Genomic DNA, 18,090 nt, shown 5'->3' on the forward strand with positions numbered 1-18,090 from the left:
ACGGTGGTGGTGTCGACCGAGTCGGTAACGGTGGTGACCGCCGGTGTCGGGTTCGGCACCAGGTTCTCGAAGTTGCCGCCGGTAGTCCCGGTGATCGTGGTGCTGACGGTGCTGCCATTGTTGTAGACATCATTGGCCGGCGTCGGAACGTTCACGCTGCCGGTGGTGTTGCCAGCGGCGATGGTGATGGTCGAACCGTTGGACAGGGTGACAGTGACTGGCGTCTGCGCCGGGTTGGTCAAGGTCGCGGTGTAGGTGATCTGGCCGCCTTCGTTGACGGTCGAACCGGCCGTCAGTGTGACGGTGGTGGTGTCGACGGTGTCGGTGACCTGGGTCACGGCCGGTGCGGTCGGCGGGGTGACCGCGATACCGCTACCGCCCGTGGTGCCGGTGACGGTCACGTCGATCTGGGTCGAATCGTTATAAACAGTGTCGTTCGGTGCCAGCGGAACGTTGACGGTGCCGGTGGTTTGGCCGGCTGCGATCACGATCACCGAGCCGTTGGACAGGGTGATGGTCAGGTCGGTCAGCGGCGCCTGGGTCAGGGTCGCGGTATAAACCAGCACGCCACCGGCTTCGGTGATGGTCGGCGTGGCGCTCAGGCTCAGGGTCGATTCGAGCAGAGTGTTGGCGCTGGTGTTGGCCGTCTGGCTGCCGGTAATGTCTTGTGTTGCCGACGCGGCAGTGGCGAGGCCCGCTGTCTCGAAACCAATGGTCGGGGCAACCCGGGCCGCAGTTGCCTCCAGGTCCACGAAGCTGTGGCCACCACCGGCAGATCCACCCGTGCTCGCAGCAGTAGGGCCGGCTGCGGTGGCTTCAAGAGCAGTGGTCGGGTCGACGCCGGCGGCGATGGCTTGCTGTAATTCGTCAACCGATGGCGCGGCTTGTGCGGTGGCTTGCGCAAGGTCGGTGCTGGAGTCCGGATTGCTGCCGCTCCATTGAGTGTCGCGGCCCAGGTCCAGGGTCCGGCCGTCAGCCAGTTCGAGCGTGATGGCGCCAGCGGCACCAGTGTCTATCTGGTCGCCCACCAACAACCGGTCGCCTTCAACGAGTACGCGGCGGATGCCCTCTGGGGACACCGCGAAAACCTGACCAACAATGCTTTTGACGATGGCAACAACACTGCTCATTGAAGACTCTCCGGGTGTCACGTTCAGTTGACTTCCATGAACCGCTCGGGGGTGTTCACCGAGCGGGGCTGGACGTACTTTCTAAAATATTTGGTGCATAACGTTGATGCGAAATAGTCAATAATTTGACTATATTTTTTCGGAATTAACTTTATGCCAAACTATTGACCTTATTGGATCCATCCTAAACAATCGCCCCATTAATGTCACATTGATATTTAAGCGGCGACCTGTCCTACAGAGTGTGACCCAGTTCCGATTTTTAACTTTCCGACATACGGTCATTCCGGTTGCCATCATCCGATGCAGCGCCACGTTCTGCAGTGATTCAAGACAAGAAGTCCCGGGAAATTCCAACTATGCGTTTGCACCTGTTCAAGGTTCTACCCTTCGCCCTAGCCGCCAGCTTTGTTCAGGCGCAGACCCTTCCGCAGGCGATGCAGCAGGCACTGGACGTCCATCCGGAAATCCAGGCCGGGGTTAACAGTCGGCTGGCCGCGGATTATCAGTTAAAGGCGGCAAAAGGTGGATACTTGCCAAAGGTTGATCTGCTGGGCGGTTATGGTCGCGAAGGCACCGATAGCGTCAGCACCCGTGCCGCTGGCAACAGCAATCACTGGGAAACGCTGAACCGGAGTGAGTCAAGTTTACGTCTGTCGCAGATGGTTTTTGATGGTTTTGCGACGTCCAGCGAAGTGGGGCGTCAACAAGCCACCGTTAATTCCCGCGCTTATTCCTTGCTGGGCACGTCGGAACGCACTGCGCTGACCGTCGCTCAGGTCTATCTCGATGTGCTGACCCGCCGCGAATTCGTGCGTCTGGCCGAAGACAACCTGAAGAACCACGAACGGATTTTTGACCAGATCAAATTGCGCACCCAGCGTGGCGTGGGCAGCGGCGCCGACCTAGATCAGGCTGAAGCGCGCATGGCTCAGGCCCGCAACAACCTGATCACTGAGCAGACCAACCTGGCTGATGCCGAGACCAACTTCCTCAGCGCCGTCGGCCAGATGCCCGATCAACTGGAGCGGCCTGCCGATTTTATGGCGCTGTTGCCGGCCAACCTGAATGAAGCCCGGGCGCAGATGCTGGAAAACAGCCCGATCCTGCGTTCCGCCGAATCCGATATCGCTGCCGCCGAGAAACAGTACGAAGCCGCCAAGTCGAGCTTCTACCCACGCTTCGATGCCGAACTGGGGCGCACCGCCGACAACGATCTCGACGGTCAGAACGGTCACAGCAACGAATGGCAGGCCATGCTGCGCATGCGCTTCAATTTGTTTGCCGGTGGCAGCAACAAGGCTGATCTGGAATCCAAGTCTTATCTATCGAACCAGGCGCTGGATATTCGCAACAATGCCCTGCGTGTGTTGAACGAAGAGCTGGGCCTGGCCTGGAACGCCCTGAACAACGCCAACGCCCAAGTGCCGATCGCCCAGCAATATGTCGATCACAGCACCAGTGTGCGCGGCGCGTATCAGAAGCAGTTCGGCCTCGGCGAGCGGACGTTGCTCGACTTGCTCGACAGTGAAAACGAGCTATTCAGCGCTTCCCGTCGGCTGGTCGAGATCAAAAACATTCAGTTATTTACTCAATACCGAATCAAGGCGACCATGGGCGAATTGCTCAAAAGCCAGGGCGTGGTCGCACCGTTGGCTTCCGTCGTGCAAGACGACGTGAAGCCCAAGGTCCAGCTGCCTGGGATGAATTGAGTCCTGCCCCATTTCAATCGTTAGCCAAGAGTGTCGAGCGTGGAATCAGAAGTCAGTCGAGTTCAACTCATTCATGATCCACGCGCGCTGCACGACGATCCGTTACTGGACGGCCTGCTAGCCCTTTGCACCTTGCACCAGAAGCCGGCCAGCGCGGCGATGCTGACCACTGGCCTGCCGTTACCCAAACAACGCCTGAGCGTCGAACTGCTGCCCCGCGCGGCCGCTCGCGCCGGGCTGCAAGGGCGGGTGTTGCAACGCAAACTGGAGCAGATTCCGGCGATTGCCATGCCGGCGCTGTTGCTGCTCAAGGAGGGGCGCAGTGCGGTGCTGCTCGGCTGGCACGGTGAAGATCAGGCCCGCTTGCTGCTCAGCGAAAGCGATGGCGGCGAAGTCTGTGTCAATCGTGAGCTGTTGGCCGACGACTACAGTGGCAAAGTCTTTTTCGCCCAACCCCAGCACAAATTCGACGTTAACCATGGCACGCTGATCCCGCGCGCGCGTTCGTGGTTTCGCGACACCCTCAAGCGTTCGCGCTGGCTGTACGCCGACGCCATCGCCGCCAGTTTACTGATCAACATTATTGCCATGGCCGCGCCGCTGTTCGTGATGAATGTCTACGACCGCGTGGTGCCGAACCAGGCCGAGTCGACCCTTTGGGTCCTGGCCATCGGCATCACCGGCGCTTATATATTCGACCTGATCCTCAAGAGCCTGCGCAGCCTGTGTCTGGACCTGGCCGGCAAGAAAACCGACCTGATCATCTCCGCGACGCTGTTCGAGCGCATCGTCGGCATGGCCATGAAGTTCCGCCCGGCGCGGGTCGGTAGCTTCGCCCAGAATATCCATGAGTTTCAGAGCCTGCGGGACTTTCTCGCGTCGCTGACCCTCACCAGCCTGATCGACCTGCCGTTTACGCTGCTGATCTTCCTGGTCATTGCGATCCTGGGTGGGCATCTGGTGTGGATTCCGGTGCTGGCGTTCCCGATTGCCTTGCTGATTGGTTATGCCTTGCAGAAGCCGCTGGTGGCGACCATGGAGCGAACCATGGCCCTGGGCGCCGAGCGCCAGTCGAGCCTGATCGAAACCCTCGCCGGCCTTGATGCGGTGAAGGTCAACAACGCCGAAAGCGAACGCCAGTATCAGTGGGAGCAAACGATCGGCACCCTCAGCCGCCTCGAGCTGCGGGTGAAAATGCTGTCCGGTCTGGCGATGAACATCACCTTGCTGATTCAGCAACTGGCCGGGGTGATCATGATTGTCTTCGGCGTGTACCAGATCATCGACGGCCACCTGAGCATGGGCGGTTTGATCGCGTGCTACATGCTCAGCGGTCGCGCCCTCAGCCCATTGGCCTCGTTGTCTGGCCTGCTGACCCGCTACCAGCAGGCTCGTGTGACCATGACCTCGGTCGATCAGATGATGGAGCTGCCTCAGGAGCGCAATTTCGACGAGCGCCCGCTGAGCCGCAAGGTGCTGCAAGGCGCCATTGAATGCCGTCAGCTGAGCTTCACCTATCCGAATCAGCAGAACCCCGCGCTGAAGAACATCAACCTGATCATCAAGCCCGGCGAGAAGATCGGCATTATCGGCCGCAGCGGCTCGGGCAAAAGCTCCCTGGCCAAACTGCTGGTGGGCCTCTATCAGCCGGACGACGGCGCGTTGCTGGTGGATGGTGTGGATATCCGTCAGATCGACGTCAGCGAACTGCGCCACAACATTGGCTACGTGGCTCAGGACATCCAGTTGCTCGCTGGTACGTTACGCGACAACCTGGTGTCGGGCGCGCGCTACGTCGAAGACGAACTGGTGCTACAAGCCGCGGAACTGGCTGGCGTCCACGAGTTCGCCCGTCTGCATCCGCAAGGCTATGAGCTGCAAGTCGGTGAGCGTGGGCAGAACCTGTCCGGTGGTCAGCGCCAGAATGTGGCCCTGGCTCGAGCACTGCTGCTCAACCCGCCGATTTTGCTGCTGGATGAACCCACCAGCGCCATGGACAACACCGGCGAAGAACGCCTCAAGCAACGCCTCATGGCCGTGGTTGAAAACAAGACCGTGGTGCTGGTGACACACCGGGCCTCGTTGTTATCGCTGGTGGATCGCCTGTTGGTGATCGACCGTGGGCAGATTCTCGCCGATGGTCCGAAAGCCGTCGTGATGGAAGCGTTGAAGAAGGGGCAGATCAGTGTTGCTTAAGTCCGGGATCAAAGATTCCATTCGCCGCTACTTCAAAGGCTCCGCGTCGTTGCAAGGCCAGCCCCTTCCCGAGGTCAACAAAGCGCTGATCGAAGACGCCCCGCGCGTGGTGCGGTTGACGATCTGGGCGATCATCGGCTTCTTCGTGTTCCTGATGCTTTGGGCCAATTTTGCGGTGATCGACGAAGTCACCAAGGGCGACGGCAAGGCGATTCCGTCGTCGAAGATCCAGAAAATCCAGAACCTTGAGGGCGGCATCGTTTCCGAGCTGTTCGTCACCGAAGGACAAATCGTCGAGGCTGGCGCGCCGCTGATTCGTCTGGACGACACACGGTTCGCCTCCAACGTTGGTGAGACCGAGGCCGATCGGCTGTCGATGCTGTTGCGTGTGGAGCGCTTGAGTGCCGAGGTCGATGATCGCCCGTTGAATTTTCCCGCCGATGTGCTCAAAGCCGTACCCGGCCAGGCCGCCAGCGAACAGTCGTTGTACATCAGTCGTCGTCAGCAACTGCACGATGAGATCGGTGGCTTGCAGGAGCAGTTGATCCAGAAGCAGCAAGAGCTGCGCGAGTTCACCTCCAAACAGGCCCAGTACCGCAGCGGTCTGTCCTTGCAGCGTCAGGAAATCGCCATGTCCGAGCCGTTGGTGGCTCAGGGCGCGGTGTCCCCGGTTGAGGTTTTGCGACTCAAGCGTGCCGAGGTCGAAACCCGCGGCCAACTGGACGCCACCACCCTGGCGATCCCTCGCGCCGAATCGGCGATCAAGGAAGTGCAGCGCAAGATCGACGAGACTCGCGGCAAATTCCGCAGCGAAGCCCTGACCCAACTCAACGAAGCGCGCACCGATCTGAACAAGGCCCAGGCCACTGGCAAGGCGCTGGAAGACCGGGTCAGCCGGACGCTGGTGACATCGCCGGTGCGCGGTATCGTCAACAAGTTGCTGGTGAACACCATCGGCGGCGTGATCCAGCCGGGCAGCGACCTGGTGGAGATCGTGCCACTGGATGACACCTTGTTGGTGGAAGCCAAAATTCGCCCGCAAGACATCGCGTTCCTGCATCCGGGCCAGGACGCCACGGTGAAGTTCACGGCTTACGACTACACCATTTATGGTGGGCTCAAAGCCAAGCTGGAGCAGATCGGTGCCGACACCATCACCGACGAAGACAAGAAGACCACTTACTACATCATCAAATTGCGTACCGAACGCAGCCACCTCGGGACGGATGAAAAGCCGTTGCTGATCATTCCGGGGATGGTGGCGTCGGTGGATATCATTACCGGCAAGAAGACTGTGCTCAGTTACTTGCTCAAGCCGATTATTCGGGCTCGGGCCGAGGCGTTGCACGAGCGGTAGTTTTTCGGTGCTGCTGATGGCCTCTTCGCGAGCAAGCCCGCTCCCACAATTGATCTTCAGTGGTCGCGGGTTTTGTGCGCGACAAAGAACCCATGTGGGAGCGGGCTTGCTCGCGAAGAGGCCAGTCCTGTCGCCACCTCATCCAGGGATGTTTGCTAGCATTGCGTCTGAATCAACTCAGATCAGATACGAGTGCTCAGCATGCAACTCCCGGACATGAACCTGTTGGTCGCCCTCGACGCTTTGCTCGATGAAGGCAGCGTGGTGGGCGCTGCGCGGCGGATGAACCTCAGCCCGGCGGCCATGAGCCGGACGCTGACGCGGATTCGCGAGGCCATCGGCGACCCGATTCTGGTGCGCGCCGGCCGTGGGCTGGTGCCGACGCCCAAGGCGCTGGAGTTGCGCGAGCAGGTGCGGGATCTGGTGGAACAGGCCGCATTGCTGTTCCGCTCCGCCGATGATGTGGATCTGGGCAGTTTGCGCCGGCGGTTCAGCATTCGCGCCAATGATTTCTTTGTTGGCGTCTACGGCGGCAAGCTATTCGACACGATGGAGCGCCAGGCCCCGCATTGTGAACTGCGCTTCGTCCCTGTAGGTGATGGCGACGACGAAGCCTTGCGCGAAGGACGCATCGATTTGAGCGTCAGCAACAATCGGCCGCTGATGCCGGAAGTGAAAGTGCAGAACCTGTTTTCCACTCACTTTGTCGGGCTGGTGCGCGAGGATCATCCACTGTTCGATGCAGAGATCACCGCCGAGCGTTACGCCGGTTTTTCCCATATCAGCATGTCGCGCCGGGGGATCGCCCGCGGACCCATCGATACAGCGCTCAACGCCTTGGGGCTGGAGCGACGGGTGGCGGTGATTGCGCCGAGTTTCCATGCGGCGATGTTCGCCTTGCCGGATTCCGATCTGATTCTGCCGGTACCCGAGGAAGCCTTGCTGAGTGTGCGGCGCCTGGGTTTGAAACTGCGCTCGTTTACCCTGCCGATCCCATTACCGACCCTGATGTTGACCCAGGCCTGGCATCCGCGTTTCGACAAGGACCCGGCCCACCGTTGGATGCGTGAAACGCTCAAGACCTGTTGCGACGAGACCTGGTTGGCCGCACAGCCAACCTAAAGTTGATCCAAATCCCTGTGGGAGCGAGCCTGCTCGCGATAGCAGTGGATCAGTCAACATCGATGTTGAATGTGGTAGCCCTATCGCGAGCAGGCTCGTTCCCACAGGGATCTGTGTTGTTTTCCGGAGTTAATTGCTGCATGAAACACACTTATAAGCTGCCAATAAGTCAATTTTCGTAAGCTTCCACGCTCCCTAAAATGCTTCGGTATTCCCCTCCCGGAGCTTGCAGTACATGACTTCCCTCACGGTCACGGCGCCTCTCGCAGCGGCCAAACCAGCGACCGCCATCACGCCACCAGTCTTCGGCCCGCGCATCATCATCGGCCTGGTGGGCGTGTTGCTGGCGGTACTGGTGTCGGGTCTGAACGAGATGGTGACCAAGGTCGCCCTGGCCGACATTCGCGGTGCGTTGGCCATCGGTTATGACGAAGGCACCTGGCTGGTCGCCAGTTACACCGCGACCTCGGTGGCCGCCATGGCGTTTGCCCCTTGGTGTTCGGTGACGTTCTCGTTGCGGCGCTTCACCCTGTGCGCCATCAGTGCGTTCACGCTGTTGGGCGTGCTGTGCCCGTTTGCCCCGAATTACGAAAGCCTGCTGGTCTTGCGCACCTTGCAAGGCCTAGCCGGCGGCGCGTTGCCGCCGATGCTGATGACCGTAGCCCTGCGATTCCTGCCGGCCAACGTGAAACTCTATGGCCTGGCCGGTTATGCCCTGACGGCGACCTTCGGCCCCGGTCTCGGCACGCCGCTGGCCGGGTTGTGGACCGAGTACGTCGGCTGGCAATGGACCTTCTGGCAAATCATCGTGCCGTGCCTGGTAGCGATGGCGGCAGTGGCTTACGGTTTGCCTCAGGATCCGCTGCGGCTGGAACGCTTCAAGTCATTCAACTGGCGTGGCTTGTTGTTGGGGTTTGCGGCGATCTGCATGTTGGTGATCGGCATTCTGCAAGGTAATCGGCTGGACTGGTTCGAGTCGAGCCTGATTTGCGGACTGCTCGGCGGCGGGCTGCTGTTGCTGGTGCTGTTTCTGATCAACGAGTGGTCGCAACCGATTCCGTTCTTCAAGTTGCAGATGCTCGGTATCCGCAACCTGTCGTTCGCGCTGTTGACTCTGGCCGGCGTGCTGGTGGTATTGCTCGCGGTGATCATCATTCCCTCCAGTTACCTGGCTCAGGTCCAGGGTTATCGCCCTGTGCAAACCGCGCCGATCATGTTGCTGGCAGCGCTGCCACAGTTGATCGCGCTGCCGTTGGTGGCGGCGCTGTGCAATCTGCGTTGGGTCGATTGCCGCTGGGTGCTGGGGATCGGCCTGGGCATGTTGGTGCTGTCTTGTCTCGGCGGTTCGCAGCTGACGTCGGTGTGGATTCGCGATGACTTCTACGCGCTACAACTGCTGCAAATCTTCGGTCAGCCCATGGCCGTGCTGCCGCTGTTGATGCTCTCCACCGGCAGCATCAGCCCGATGGAAGGGCCGTTCGCTTCGGCCTGGTTCAATACCGTGAAAGGCCTGGCGGCGGTGATCGCCACCGGTGTGATCGAGGCGCTGACCACTGCAAGGCTGCATTTCCATTCGACCATGCTGGTGGACAACCTTGGTAATTCGCCTCTGGTTGACGGCACTAGCGCTGGTCTCGCTCACCGACTGCATCAACAAGCCGTGGTGCTGACCTCCTCCGATCTTTATCTGTGCATGGCCGGTATCGCCGTGATGCTGATCCTGATGATTTTCTGGCTGCCGACGCGGATCTATCCACCGCGCGCGCCGACTTGAACGCTTCACTGAAACAGAAGGTTTTTATGACGACTCAATCAAAGCAAAAAATCGCTGTCGGCGTTGCCGCGGTGATGGCGGTCGGCGTGTTGATTTACCTGCTGGCGCCGGGCTTGTTCGGCAAGCGCACCCAGCAGAACACCAACGATGCTTTCGTCTCGGCGGACTTCACCCTGGTGGCACCGCGCGTGGCGGGGTTCATCAAGGAAGTGCTGGTGGAAGACAATCAGCAGGTCAAGGCCGGACAGCTACTGGCCATGATCGACGATCGCGATCTGCGCGCTGCCGCTGAGGCTGCCGACGCTGAAACCCTGGTGGCCAGGGCGCAACTTCAGAACGCTCGTTCAACCCTTGAGCGCCAGACATCGGTGATCGCTCAGGCCCAGGCCACGGTGGTTTCGGCGAAAGCGGAAATGGCCTTCGCCGAGCATGAACTTAACCGCTACAACCACCTCGCCGGGGTAGGCGCTGGCACGGTGCAGAATGCTCAGCAAGCGCGCACGCGCATCGACCAGGCCTCCGCTCGCTTGGCCAATGCCACGGCAGTGCTCGCGGCGGAACGCAAGCAGGTAGAGATCCTGACCGCCCAGCGTGACGCGGCCGAAGGTGGGCTGAAACGAGCGCAAGCGGCGCTGGAAATGGCCAGCTATGAGTTGTCCTATACGCGCATCGTCGCGCCCCAGGACGGCATGGTCGGCGAGCGCGCGGTGCGGGTCGGCGCTTATGTCACACCGGGCAGCAAGATTCTGGCCGTGGTGCCGTTGGAGCGGGCCTATGTGGTCGCCAATTTTCAGGAAACCCAACTGACTGATGTACAGCCGGGGCAGAGCGTGCAAGTGCACGTCGACAGCCTCGGCGGCGAAGCCCTGCGCGGTCGCGTCGAGAGCATCGCACCGGCCACTGGCGTGACCTTCGCCTCGGTCAAACCGGACAACGCCACCGGCAACTTCACCAAGGTTGTGCAACGGATTGCGGTGAAAATCGTTCTGGAGCCGGGTCAGGCGTTGGCCGAGCGGTTGCGGGTGGGGATGTCGGTGGAGGCGAGGATTGATACGGCAAGCACTGGCGAACATGAGGTTGCGCAACGATGAAGATCTTCGTTGATAAGGCTGACGTCTTCGCGAGCAGGCTCGCTCCCACATTGGATCTAGGCAAAGCACGGATTTATGGCACAGAAAAAGCCCCCCTGTGGGAGCGAGCCTGCTCGCGAAGGGGCCGGTGGCCCCAACTTACCTTCGGCACTTTGCTGGTCATGAGTCTTTCGGCCTGCACCGTCGGCCCGGACTTCCAGAAGCCTCAGCCACAACAAGTGGCCGAATGGTCGAAACCGGTCAAAGCCGCCGCCAGTGAAGCGATAACAACCGACATGAACGAACGCTGGTGGGAGGTATTCAACGACCCAAAACTCTCGGCCCTGACCCAACGCGCCCTGACCGACAACCTCGACCTGAAACTCGCCAGCAGCCGTTTGCAGCAAAGTCGCGCCGCGCGTCAGGTGGTCACCGCCAACCGCTATCCCAACACCGCCGCCACCGGCAGCTACGGGCGCAAACGCAACAGCGGTGAAGGCCTGAACGATCCGTCGGGCAACAATGGCGACTCGGCGTTCAACCTGTGGGATGCAGGCTTTTCCGCCTCCTGGGAACTGGATTTCTGGGGCCGTGTGCGCCGCGAAGCCGAAGCGGCCGATGCCACCCTGGAAGTGGCGGAAAATGATCGTCGCGGTGTGCTGCTGTCGGTGCTCGCCGAAACCGCCCAGGACTACATTCAACTGCGCGGCGTGCAAAGCACCCGGGCCGTCACCGAGCAGAACCTCGACGTCGCCCGGCACAGTTTGAAACTTTCGCAACTACGCCTGGCGGACGGGGTGGCGACGGACCTGGACGTCGCCGAAGCCGCTGCGCAAGTCGCGGCCATCGAATCACGTTTGCCGGCGCTGGAGCAGCGTCAGTCGCAATTGATCAACGCCCTGAGCCTGTTGATGGGCGAACCCCCGCAAGCGCTGTCCGCCGAGTTATCCACAGACGCTCCCGTGCCGCAAACCCCGCGTCAGGTCGCCATCGGCTTGCCGTCGCAATTGGCCGAGCGCCGCCCGGACATCCGTCAGGCCGAAGCCCGTTTGCATGCCGCGACTGCCAGCATCGGCGTGGCCAAGGGTGACTTTTATCCGCGGATCACCCTGTCGGGCAACATCGGTTCACAAGCCCTGCAACTGAGCGATTTCGGCTCCTGGGGCTCACGTTCGTTCGGCATCGGCCCGCAATTGAGCCTGCCGCTGTTCGATGGCGGCCGCCTGCGCGGCATGTTGCACCTGCGCGAAGCACAGCAACAGGAAGCGGCCCTGGCCTACCAGCAAACCGTGCTGCGGGCCTGGCATGAAATCGACGATCAACTCACCGCCTACAACGCCAGTCAGTTGCGTCGCGACAGCCTCGCCGAAGCCGTGCGTCAGAACCAGATCGCCCTGCGCACCGCGCAACAGCAATACGTCGAAGGGGTGGTGGATTTCGTCAATGTCCTCACCGTGCAAGGCGAATTGCTGGCGACCCAGCAGCAGTGGGTCGAGAGCTCGACCGGGGTGTCGTTGGCGATGGTTGGCTTGTATAAGGCGCTGGGTGGGGGATGGGAGTCGGTGTATCCGGTGGCGGAGACGGCGCAGCTCTGATCGGCGAGCACACTCTTTCAACCAATGATGGCCATCCGCTTGACGCGCACCCCGTCTGTCGTAGACTCCGCTCATCCGTCAGGGAGTTACGGTTATGCGGCGTTTTCGTATTTTGGTTATGGGATTGACCTTTGTAACGTGCGCAGTACAGGCGCAAACGCCTGCGCCAGACGATCCGTTGCTGGAAAGCAGCGCGGTCGGCGGTGATGCGTCGGCCAGCAGTGAAGCCCGTGGTGTGCTGCGAGCCCGGGATCAGGCAGTGCTCGCCAGTGAATTGTCGGGGCGGATTGTCGAGTTGCCGTTCAGTGAGGGCGAGTCGTTCAAGAAGGGCGATATCCTGGCGCGGTTTGACTGTTCGGCCTATCAGGCTCAGCTCAACGCGGCCCAGGCCGCCAACCGTGGCGCCGGTGAGGAGCTGGCCCATAACCGGCAACTGGCGGCGTTGAATTCGGTCGGGCGTTTTGAAGTGGCGCGGGCCGAGGCCAAGGTCAGCGAAACCCAGGCGCAATCTCAGGTTTATCAGGTTCAGGTCAAGCGTTGCAGCGTGGTCGCGCCGTTCGATGGTCAGGTCGTCGAACGCAAGGTCAAGCGCTACGAAAGCGTCGCTGCTGGCACACCGCTGCTGGACGTGGTCGATAACCGCACTCTGGAAATTCATCTGTTGGTGCCGTCGCGCTGGATGGGCAAACTCAAGCCCGGCCAGACGTTCAGTTTTGTCCCCGATGAAACCGGTCGGCCTCTGGATGCCACGGTCAAGCGCCTCGGTGCGCGGATCGATGAAGGCAGCCAGACCTTGCTGCTGGTGGCGACATTACCCAACGCCAGCGGTCTGTTGGCCGGCATGAGCGGAACGGCGCGTTTCGCGGAGCTCAAGTGAACGCCCCGGTAACGGGCGGCGCCGAGCAGGTGTTCGCAAGGTTTCTTGACCTCGAACGCCAGACCCGCGCTGCTCGCAATCCTTCGCAACTGGCTTACAGCCTGGTCAATGACGGCCAGGCGCTGTTCGGTTTCCGCCATGCCGCGCTGTTGATCGCCGGCAAGGTGCAGGCGGTGACCGGTGTCAGCGCCGTGGAACCGAATGCGCCGTTCGTGGCATTTGTCGAGCAAGCGGTCGCGCAGTTGTTCAAGCTTGGCGTGCTGAAACAGGCTCGGGTGATCACACCCGATCTCCTTGGCCAATCCATTCAGGCCGACTGGCAAAGTCTGTCAGCCGCTCAGGTGTTCTGGTTGCCGCTGATCGATCATCGGGGCGAGGTGTTCGGTGGTCTGTGGCTGGCGCGTGATGTGCCGTGGAATCCTTCCGAGCAAGTGCTGCTGTCGCAACTGGGCGACACCTACAGCCACGCCTGGCTGGCGCTCCAACCGCGCAAACCCTGGCGGCTACGCTGGACGCGCAAGCGTCAGGTGGCGCTGGTCGCTGTGTTGTTGCTCGGGTTGCTGATTCCGGTGCGCCAATCGGTGCTGGCACCGGCCGAAGTCGTCCCGCTGGGCGGTCGGGTGGTGGCGGCGCCGCTGGACGGGGTGATCGCCGAGTTCCTGGTCAAACCCAACCAGACGGTGAAAACCGGCGACCTGCTGCTGCGCTTCGAAAGCACCACGCTCAAGGCTCAGGCCGATGTGGCCGAGCGCGCCCTGGGCGTTGCCGAAGCGGAACTCAAGGCCAATTCCCAACGCTCCTTCGCTGATGCCGAATCCAGTTCGAAAATCGATCTGCTGGCGGCCCGCGTCGAGCAAAAGCGCGCCGAGCGGGATTACGCCCGTGAACTGCTCAAACGCAGCGAGGTACGCGCCGAGCGGGACGGCATCGCGGTGTTCGCCGACGCTGAGCGTTGGACCGGCAAACCGGTGCAAACCGGCGAGCGGCTGATGGAAATCGCCGACCCGAACCAGGCCGAGTTGCGCATCGAATTGGCCGTGGGCGATGCGATTTCCTTGGCGCCGGGAGCGCAAGTCGCGCTGTTTCTCGACAGCGATCCGTTGCAGCGGCATCTGGCCAAACTCGAACGTTCGGCTTACGAAGCGCAGCCCACCGCTGCCGGGCAACTGGCTTATCGACTGGATGCGACGTTCGACGCCGCACCGCCACGCATCGGCTTGCGTGGCACCGCGAAAGTCTTCGGCGACCGTGCGCCGCTGGCGTTGTACCTGTTGCGTCGACCGTTGGCCGGGTTACGTCAGAGCGTGGGTCTTTAGATGAGCCTGCCGAGCCTGCGGGCAGACCTGCAATTGTCGACGGCGGCCCCGGCCCTCGACGGTTCACCGTGCTGGACCCTGGCCGACCCGGTGCGAGGGCGTTATTTCAAACTTGGTGCGGCGGCGATGCGTCTGTTGCGCCATTGGTCTCTGGGCGATCCCGAGCAAGTGCTGCGTGCCGCCAACCGCGAGCCGGGGCTGGCGCTGGATGGCGCGGCGCTTGAGCAATTGCTGGAATTTTTGCGTGGCCACGACCTGATCAGCGCCCTCGATCCGCCGCAGCGCGCCAGTTACAGCTTGAAGGCCGCGGCCCAGCGCCAGAGCCTGTGGCAAATCCTGTTGCATCAATACCTGTTTTTCCGGATTCCGCTGTGGCGCCCGGACGCTTTTCTCAATCGCGTCTGGCCGTGGCTGGAGCGTTTCGGCCCACGCGCATTGCGCTACGGATTGCCCGCGACGCTGGGGCTTGGGGTGTTTCTGGTGTCGCGGGACTGGCAGCGATTCATCGCCACGTTTCCGCACCTGTTCAGCCTCGGCGGTGCGCTGGCGTTCGCAGTGGCGCTGTTTTTCGCCAAGCTGTGCCACGAGTTCGGCCACGCCTTCATGGCCAAGCGCGCCGGTTGTCGGGTGCAGAGCATGGGCGTGGCGTTCATGGTGCTGCTGCCGATGTTTTACACGGACGTCAGCGACGCCTGGCGCGTCAATGATCGACGTGCACGGTTGCTGATCGGTGCCGGTGGGGTGCTGGCGGAACTGGTGCTGGCGTGTATTGCGCTGCTTGCCTGGTCACTGCTGCCTGACGGCCCCGGACGTACGGCGGCGTTCATGCTCGCCAGTGCGACCTGGATCACCACACTGGTGATCAACCTCAACCCGTTCATGCGTTTCGACGGCTACTTCTTGCTCAGCGATTTCTGGGAAGTGGACAACCTTCAAGGGCGCGCCTTTGCCTTGTGCCGCTGGCGGCTGCGCGAGTTTTTGTTTGGTTACGCTGCCCCGGCGCCGGAGCCGTGGTCGCCGAAGATGCAGCGGCGTCTGCTGATCTGGGGGTATGGCGCGTGGCTGTGGCGCGCGGCGCTGTTTTTCGGGATTGCGCTGGCGGTCTATCACCTGTTCTTCAAGGTATTGGGGATCTTCCTGATGCTGGTGGAACTGGTCTGGTTCATCTTCCTGCCGATCCTGAACGAGTGGCGGCAATGGTGGAGCCATCGCGAACAGGCGCATGCGCCTCGAGTGCTGCTCAGCGGTTTGACGTTGCTCGGGTTGTTGTTGCTGCTGGCGTTGCCGTGGCGCAGCGCGGTGGAGTTGCCGACGATGCTGGAGGCTGGACGCGCCAGTGCCCTGCACGCGCCGGTGGCGGCGCGGGTCAAAACAGTGAGTGTGCACGACGGCCAGGTCGTCGCTCAGGGTGAGGTGTTGATCGAACTGGAGTCGCCGGACCTGGACTCACGCCAGGCCATCGTCCGTCGCGAGATCCAGATTCAGCAGTTACAGATGCGTCGTCAGGCCGGTCGTAGCGAAACCGCGGCCGATGCTGGAATCGTCGAACAGCGCTTGGCTGAAGCCGTGGCCGAATACCGAGGCCTGGCCGCCCAGCGCGAGCGACTGCTGTTGCGCGCACCCCACGCCGGCAAAGTGCGCGATCTGCTGCCGCAGTTGGTGGTCGGTCGCTGGCTTTCGACCAAAGATCCTTTGGCGCGGGTGGTCGAGGACGGCGCGCGGTTGCGCGGTTATCTGGCCGAAGCCGAACTCTGGCGTGTTGCTCCGGGTGCCAGTGGGCGGTTCATCGCCGATGACCCGATGCACCCTGCGATCGCCGTGCAATTGACCGAAATCGATACCAACGGCGTGGCTTACGTCGATCAGGAAGCACTGACTTCCGATCACCATGGGCCGATTGCCGTACGCCGCGATCAGCATCAGCGCGCCGAGCCGGTACAGGCGCAGTACGGCGCGCGGTTGAGCATCCTCGAAAACACCCCGACACCGGTGCAACCCTTGCGCGGCCTAGTGGTGTTGCAGGGCCGCGGCGAGTCGGTGCTGGGCGTTGCCTGGCGGCGCATGGCGGCTCTGGGGGTCAGGGAAAGCGGTTTCTAAGGGAGAACAGCGATGGCGAACAGCGCTTCAGTGGCACCGGACGGTTTGGTGGTCAGGCCTTCGCGGGCCAGCGATGGACCTTTTCTGCACAGCCTTTACCAGGCGGCGCGGCCGGATCTGCAGTGGATCGACGGTGAGCAGGAGGTGGTTGAACAGGTGGTTGCCCAGCAATTCAACGTGCAGGAACAAGGGCTGGGGGAGAATTTCCCCAACGCCATGCATTACGTGATCGAGAAGCTCGACACGGCCATCGGCGCGCTGACCACGGATTTCGGCCCCAATGAAATTCGCGTGCTGTACCTGGCGTTCATCCCCCAGGCCCGAGGCCGGGGTTACGGTCGGACGGTGCTGCAAGGCGTGCAAAAAGCCGCGCAACAAATCCGCTGCCCGGTGGCAACGGTGGTCTGGGCCAACAACCCCCATGCGCGCCAGCATTACCTGGCGCTGGGGTTTCAGGTTGAAGAGCGCAACCCGGCGGCGGAGCGGCTGGTGTGGTATCCGAAGGGTTGAATACATACCGCCCCTTGTGGGAGCGAGCCTGCTCGCGAAAGGACCATCACTTTCAAAATCATTATTGAATGACCCACCGCTATCGCGAGCAGGCTCGCTCCCACATTGAGATCCATGTTCAGTTGAACGCGATGTAGAAGTACCCCAGTTGCGGATCACGCCCCATCGCCGGTACTCGCGAAACAAAAATATCTTCTACCTGACCCAGCTCCGGCAACTCCAGCGCACACAAGCCATCGACAAAGTCAGTGGGTTGCAGGCTGTTGAGCTCGACACTGAACGGCATGCGCTCGCTTTTGGGCATCTGTGAGTGGGGCGTTTCTTTCAGTGCGTCGATATGGATCGGCAGTTCACTGCCATCGGGCAACCGCAGCGTCCCCGTCTTGCCCAGCAGAGCCTGAAAGTGTTGGCTTTGAACCTGTTGCAGCATGGCATCACTCCATCAAGCAAAAGTGGCCGGGGGATTTGCATCCCCCGGCCAGACCCTCAGTTACGCGAAGGGAACAAGCCGTTCAGGGCGATGCTGAAGTTGAGCACCAGGAACGGGTTCATCACCTCCATGGGCAAACCGTTGCCGGCGGACGAGATTTCCCCCGTCACCGTGCTGGTTACGCCCTTGAGCGGCACGGCTGCGGCACCTTGTTGATCGGAGTAAATACTCGCCGAGCCGGGCCCACCGCCCGAAGCGCCGATGTAGGAGTTGGTCGCGGTCGGGTTGGTGACCGGGTTGCTCGCCGGGCTGGCCAGTTGCAGGGTGGTGGTGGCCGTGAGCCCGGACAAGGCGTGGGTGTGGTTGGGCAGGTTGTTGATGGTCGCGGTGACGTTCTCGGTGCCGGAGAATTCGCCGATGACACGCGGGGTCAGGCCCAGGCCGTTGCCCTGGGCCATCGGCAGACGGCCCTGCAGATTGGGCAACATGAAATTGGTGGTGCCATTGCCTCCATAGTAGGTTCCCAGTAGTGCGAAAACCGTGTTGTATTGCGAGATGCTCAGCGTCTGGCCGTTGCATAGGGCCCAGCCGTTGGGCGCGAAGTTAAAGGCGAAAGACTGGATAGTGCCGATGAATACTTCCATGGTTCCTCATCCCTCAGGTTAGTGTCTGAAGCGTCACGTTGCAGGCCCGGTTATCCGGGTAGATCGCAGTGATCAGCCGACTCCATTCATCTCCGTGGCTGGGTCACGCCACGCCAAAGCGTAGACGCTGATTGGAATGATTGCCGGACGTCGTCCGTCGCAAGGCCAGCATCGACGACGGCCCCGCGCCTGTCCTACAGTGCTCGGGACACTTCGGTATTCATTGGGTTGTAGCTCACCAGGTCGCAAGAAGGGGAGGC

General features: G+C 61.5%; 14 protein-coding genes. 11 read left to right on the forward strand and 3 right to left on the reverse strand.

Annotation, left to right across the window (positions count from 1 at the left end):
• On the reverse strand, positions 1-1,130 hold a 1,130-nt coding region (locus tag AACY49_RS26010), incomplete at its 3' end, for a retention module-containing protein (RefSeq protein WP_339527294.1).
• A gap of 359 nt (positions 1,131-1,489) precedes the next feature.
• Here AACY49_RS26010 and AACY49_RS26015 point away from each other — a divergent pair.
• The 11 genes from AACY49_RS26015 to AACY49_RS26065 all read left to right on the forward strand — a co-directional run bounded on the left by AACY49_RS26015 (position 1,490) and on the right by AACY49_RS26065 (position 16,756).
• Positions 1,490-2,842, forward strand: coding sequence for a TolC family outer membrane protein (locus tag AACY49_RS26015; RefSeq protein WP_258698440.1), 1,353 nt, complete (start codon positions 1,490-1,492; stop codon positions 2,840-2,842).
• 39 nt (positions 2,843-2,881) lie between these two features.
• Positions 2,882-5,038 carry a type I secretion system permease/ATPase gene (locus AACY49_RS26020; protein WP_258698441.1) on the forward strand — a complete coding sequence of 719 codons (2,157 nt, stop codon included), beginning with the start codon at positions 2,882-2,884 and terminating at the stop codon, positions 5,036-5,038.
• Positions 5,028-6,395, forward strand: a complete 1,368-nt coding sequence (locus AACY49_RS26025; RefSeq protein WP_258698442.1) for an HlyD family type I secretion periplasmic adaptor subunit — start codon at positions 5,028-5,030, stop codon at positions 6,393-6,395. Before AACY49_RS26020 ends, AACY49_RS26025 begins: the two co-directional genes overlap by 11 nt.
• 201 nt (positions 6,396-6,596) lie before the next feature.
• Positions 6,597-7,517: a LysR family transcriptional regulator gene (locus AACY49_RS26030; protein ID WP_339527295.1), complete on the forward strand. Its 921-nt coding sequence runs from the start codon at positions 6,597-6,599 to the stop codon at positions 7,515-7,517.
• A 235-nt stretch (positions 7,518-7,752) separates the two neighbouring features.
• Positions 7,753-9,291: an MFS transporter gene (locus tag AACY49_RS26035; RefSeq protein ID WP_339527296.1), complete on the forward strand. Its 1,539-nt coding sequence runs from the start codon at positions 7,753-7,755 to the stop codon at positions 9,289-9,291.
• A 26-nt stretch (positions 9,292-9,317) separates the two neighbouring features.
• Positions 9,318-10,382, forward strand: a complete 1,065-nt coding sequence (locus AACY49_RS26040) for an HlyD family secretion protein (protein WP_339527297.1) — start codon at positions 9,318-9,320, stop codon at positions 10,380-10,382.
• Positions 10,379-11,956 carry an efflux transporter outer membrane subunit gene (locus tag AACY49_RS26045; protein WP_339527298.1) on the forward strand — a complete coding sequence of 526 codons (1,578 nt, stop codon included), beginning with the start codon at positions 10,379-10,381 and terminating at the stop codon, positions 11,954-11,956. The genes AACY49_RS26040 and AACY49_RS26045 overlap by 4 nt, the downstream gene beginning before the upstream one ends.
• Before the next feature lie 94 nt (positions 11,957-12,050).
• Entirely contained in the window at positions 12,051-12,833 is a 783-nt protein-coding gene (locus AACY49_RS26050; RefSeq protein WP_320392889.1) for an efflux RND transporter periplasmic adaptor subunit, read from the forward strand.
• Positions 12,830-14,149 (forward strand): efflux RND transporter periplasmic adaptor subunit, encoded by a 1,320-nt coding sequence (locus AACY49_RS26055; protein WP_258698448.1) that lies wholly within the window; start codon positions 12,830-12,832, stop codon positions 14,147-14,149. Before AACY49_RS26050 ends, AACY49_RS26055 begins: the two co-directional genes overlap by 4 nt.
• A complete protein-coding gene (locus tag AACY49_RS26060) occupies positions 14,150-16,246 on the forward strand; it encodes an HlyD family efflux transporter periplasmic adaptor subunit (RefSeq protein ID WP_339527299.1) in 2,097 nt (698 codons plus the stop codon).
• A gap of 12 nt (positions 16,247-16,258) precedes the next feature.
• Entirely contained in the window at positions 16,259-16,756 is a 498-nt protein-coding gene (locus tag AACY49_RS26065; protein ID WP_258698450.1) for a GNAT family N-acetyltransferase, read from the forward strand.
• Between the two features lie 118 nt (positions 16,757-16,874).
• Here the strand turns inward: AACY49_RS26065 and AACY49_RS26070 are convergent, their stop codons facing one another.
• Entirely contained in the window at positions 16,875-17,186 is a 312-nt protein-coding gene (locus tag AACY49_RS26070) for a DUF6916 family protein (protein ID WP_258698451.1), read from the reverse strand.
• Positions 17,187-17,242: 56 nt separating this feature from the next.
• Positions 17,243-17,830 carry a phage tail protein gene (locus tag AACY49_RS26075; RefSeq protein WP_258698452.1) on the reverse strand — a complete coding sequence of 196 codons (588 nt, stop codon included), beginning with the start codon at positions 17,828-17,830 and terminating at the stop codon, positions 17,243-17,245.
• Positions 17,831-18,090: the final 260 nt, after the last annotated feature.

It is taken from the genome of Pseudomonas sp. EL_65y_Pfl2_R96 (genome assembly GCF_963970905.1).
GTDB lineage: Bacteria > Pseudomonadota > Gammaproteobacteria > Pseudomonadales > Pseudomonadaceae > Aquipseudomonas.

Coding starts and splice junctions, on each gene's coding strand:
- AACY49_RS26015 (WP_258698440.1), top strand. CDS start 1,490: ATGCGTTTGCACCTGTTCAAGGTTCTACCCTTCGCCCTAGCCGCCAGC.
- AACY49_RS26030 (WP_339527295.1), top strand. CDS start 6,597: ATGCAACTCCCGGACATGAACCTGTTGGTCGCCCTCGACGCTTTGCTC.
- AACY49_RS26035 (WP_339527296.1), top strand. CDS start 7,753: ATGACTTCCCTCACGGTCACGGCGCCTCTCGCAGCGGCCAAACCAGCG.
- AACY49_RS26040 (WP_339527297.1), top strand. CDS start 9,318: ATGACGACTCAATCAAAGCAAAAAATCGCTGTCGGCGTTGCCGCGGTG.
- AACY49_RS26045 (WP_339527298.1), top strand. CDS start 10,379: ATGAAGATCTTCGTTGATAAGGCTGACGTCTTCGCGAGCAGGCTCGCT.
- AACY49_RS26050 (WP_320392889.1), top strand. CDS start 12,051: ATGCGGCGTTTTCGTATTTTGGTTATGGGATTGACCTTTGTAACGTGC.
- AACY49_RS26060 (WP_339527299.1), top strand. CDS start 14,150: ATGAGCCTGCCGAGCCTGCGGGCAGACCTGCAATTGTCGACGGCGGCC.
- AACY49_RS26065 (WP_258698450.1), top strand. CDS start 16,259: ATGGCGAACAGCGCTTCAGTGGCACCGGACGGTTTGGTGGTCAGGCCT.
- AACY49_RS26070 (WP_258698451.1), bottom strand. CDS start 17,186: ATGCTGCAACAGGTTCAAAGCCAACACTTTCAGGCTCTGCTGGGCAAG.
- AACY49_RS26075 (WP_258698452.1), bottom strand. CDS start 17,830: ATGGAAGTATTCATCGGCACTATCCAGTCTTTCGCCTTTAACTTCGCG.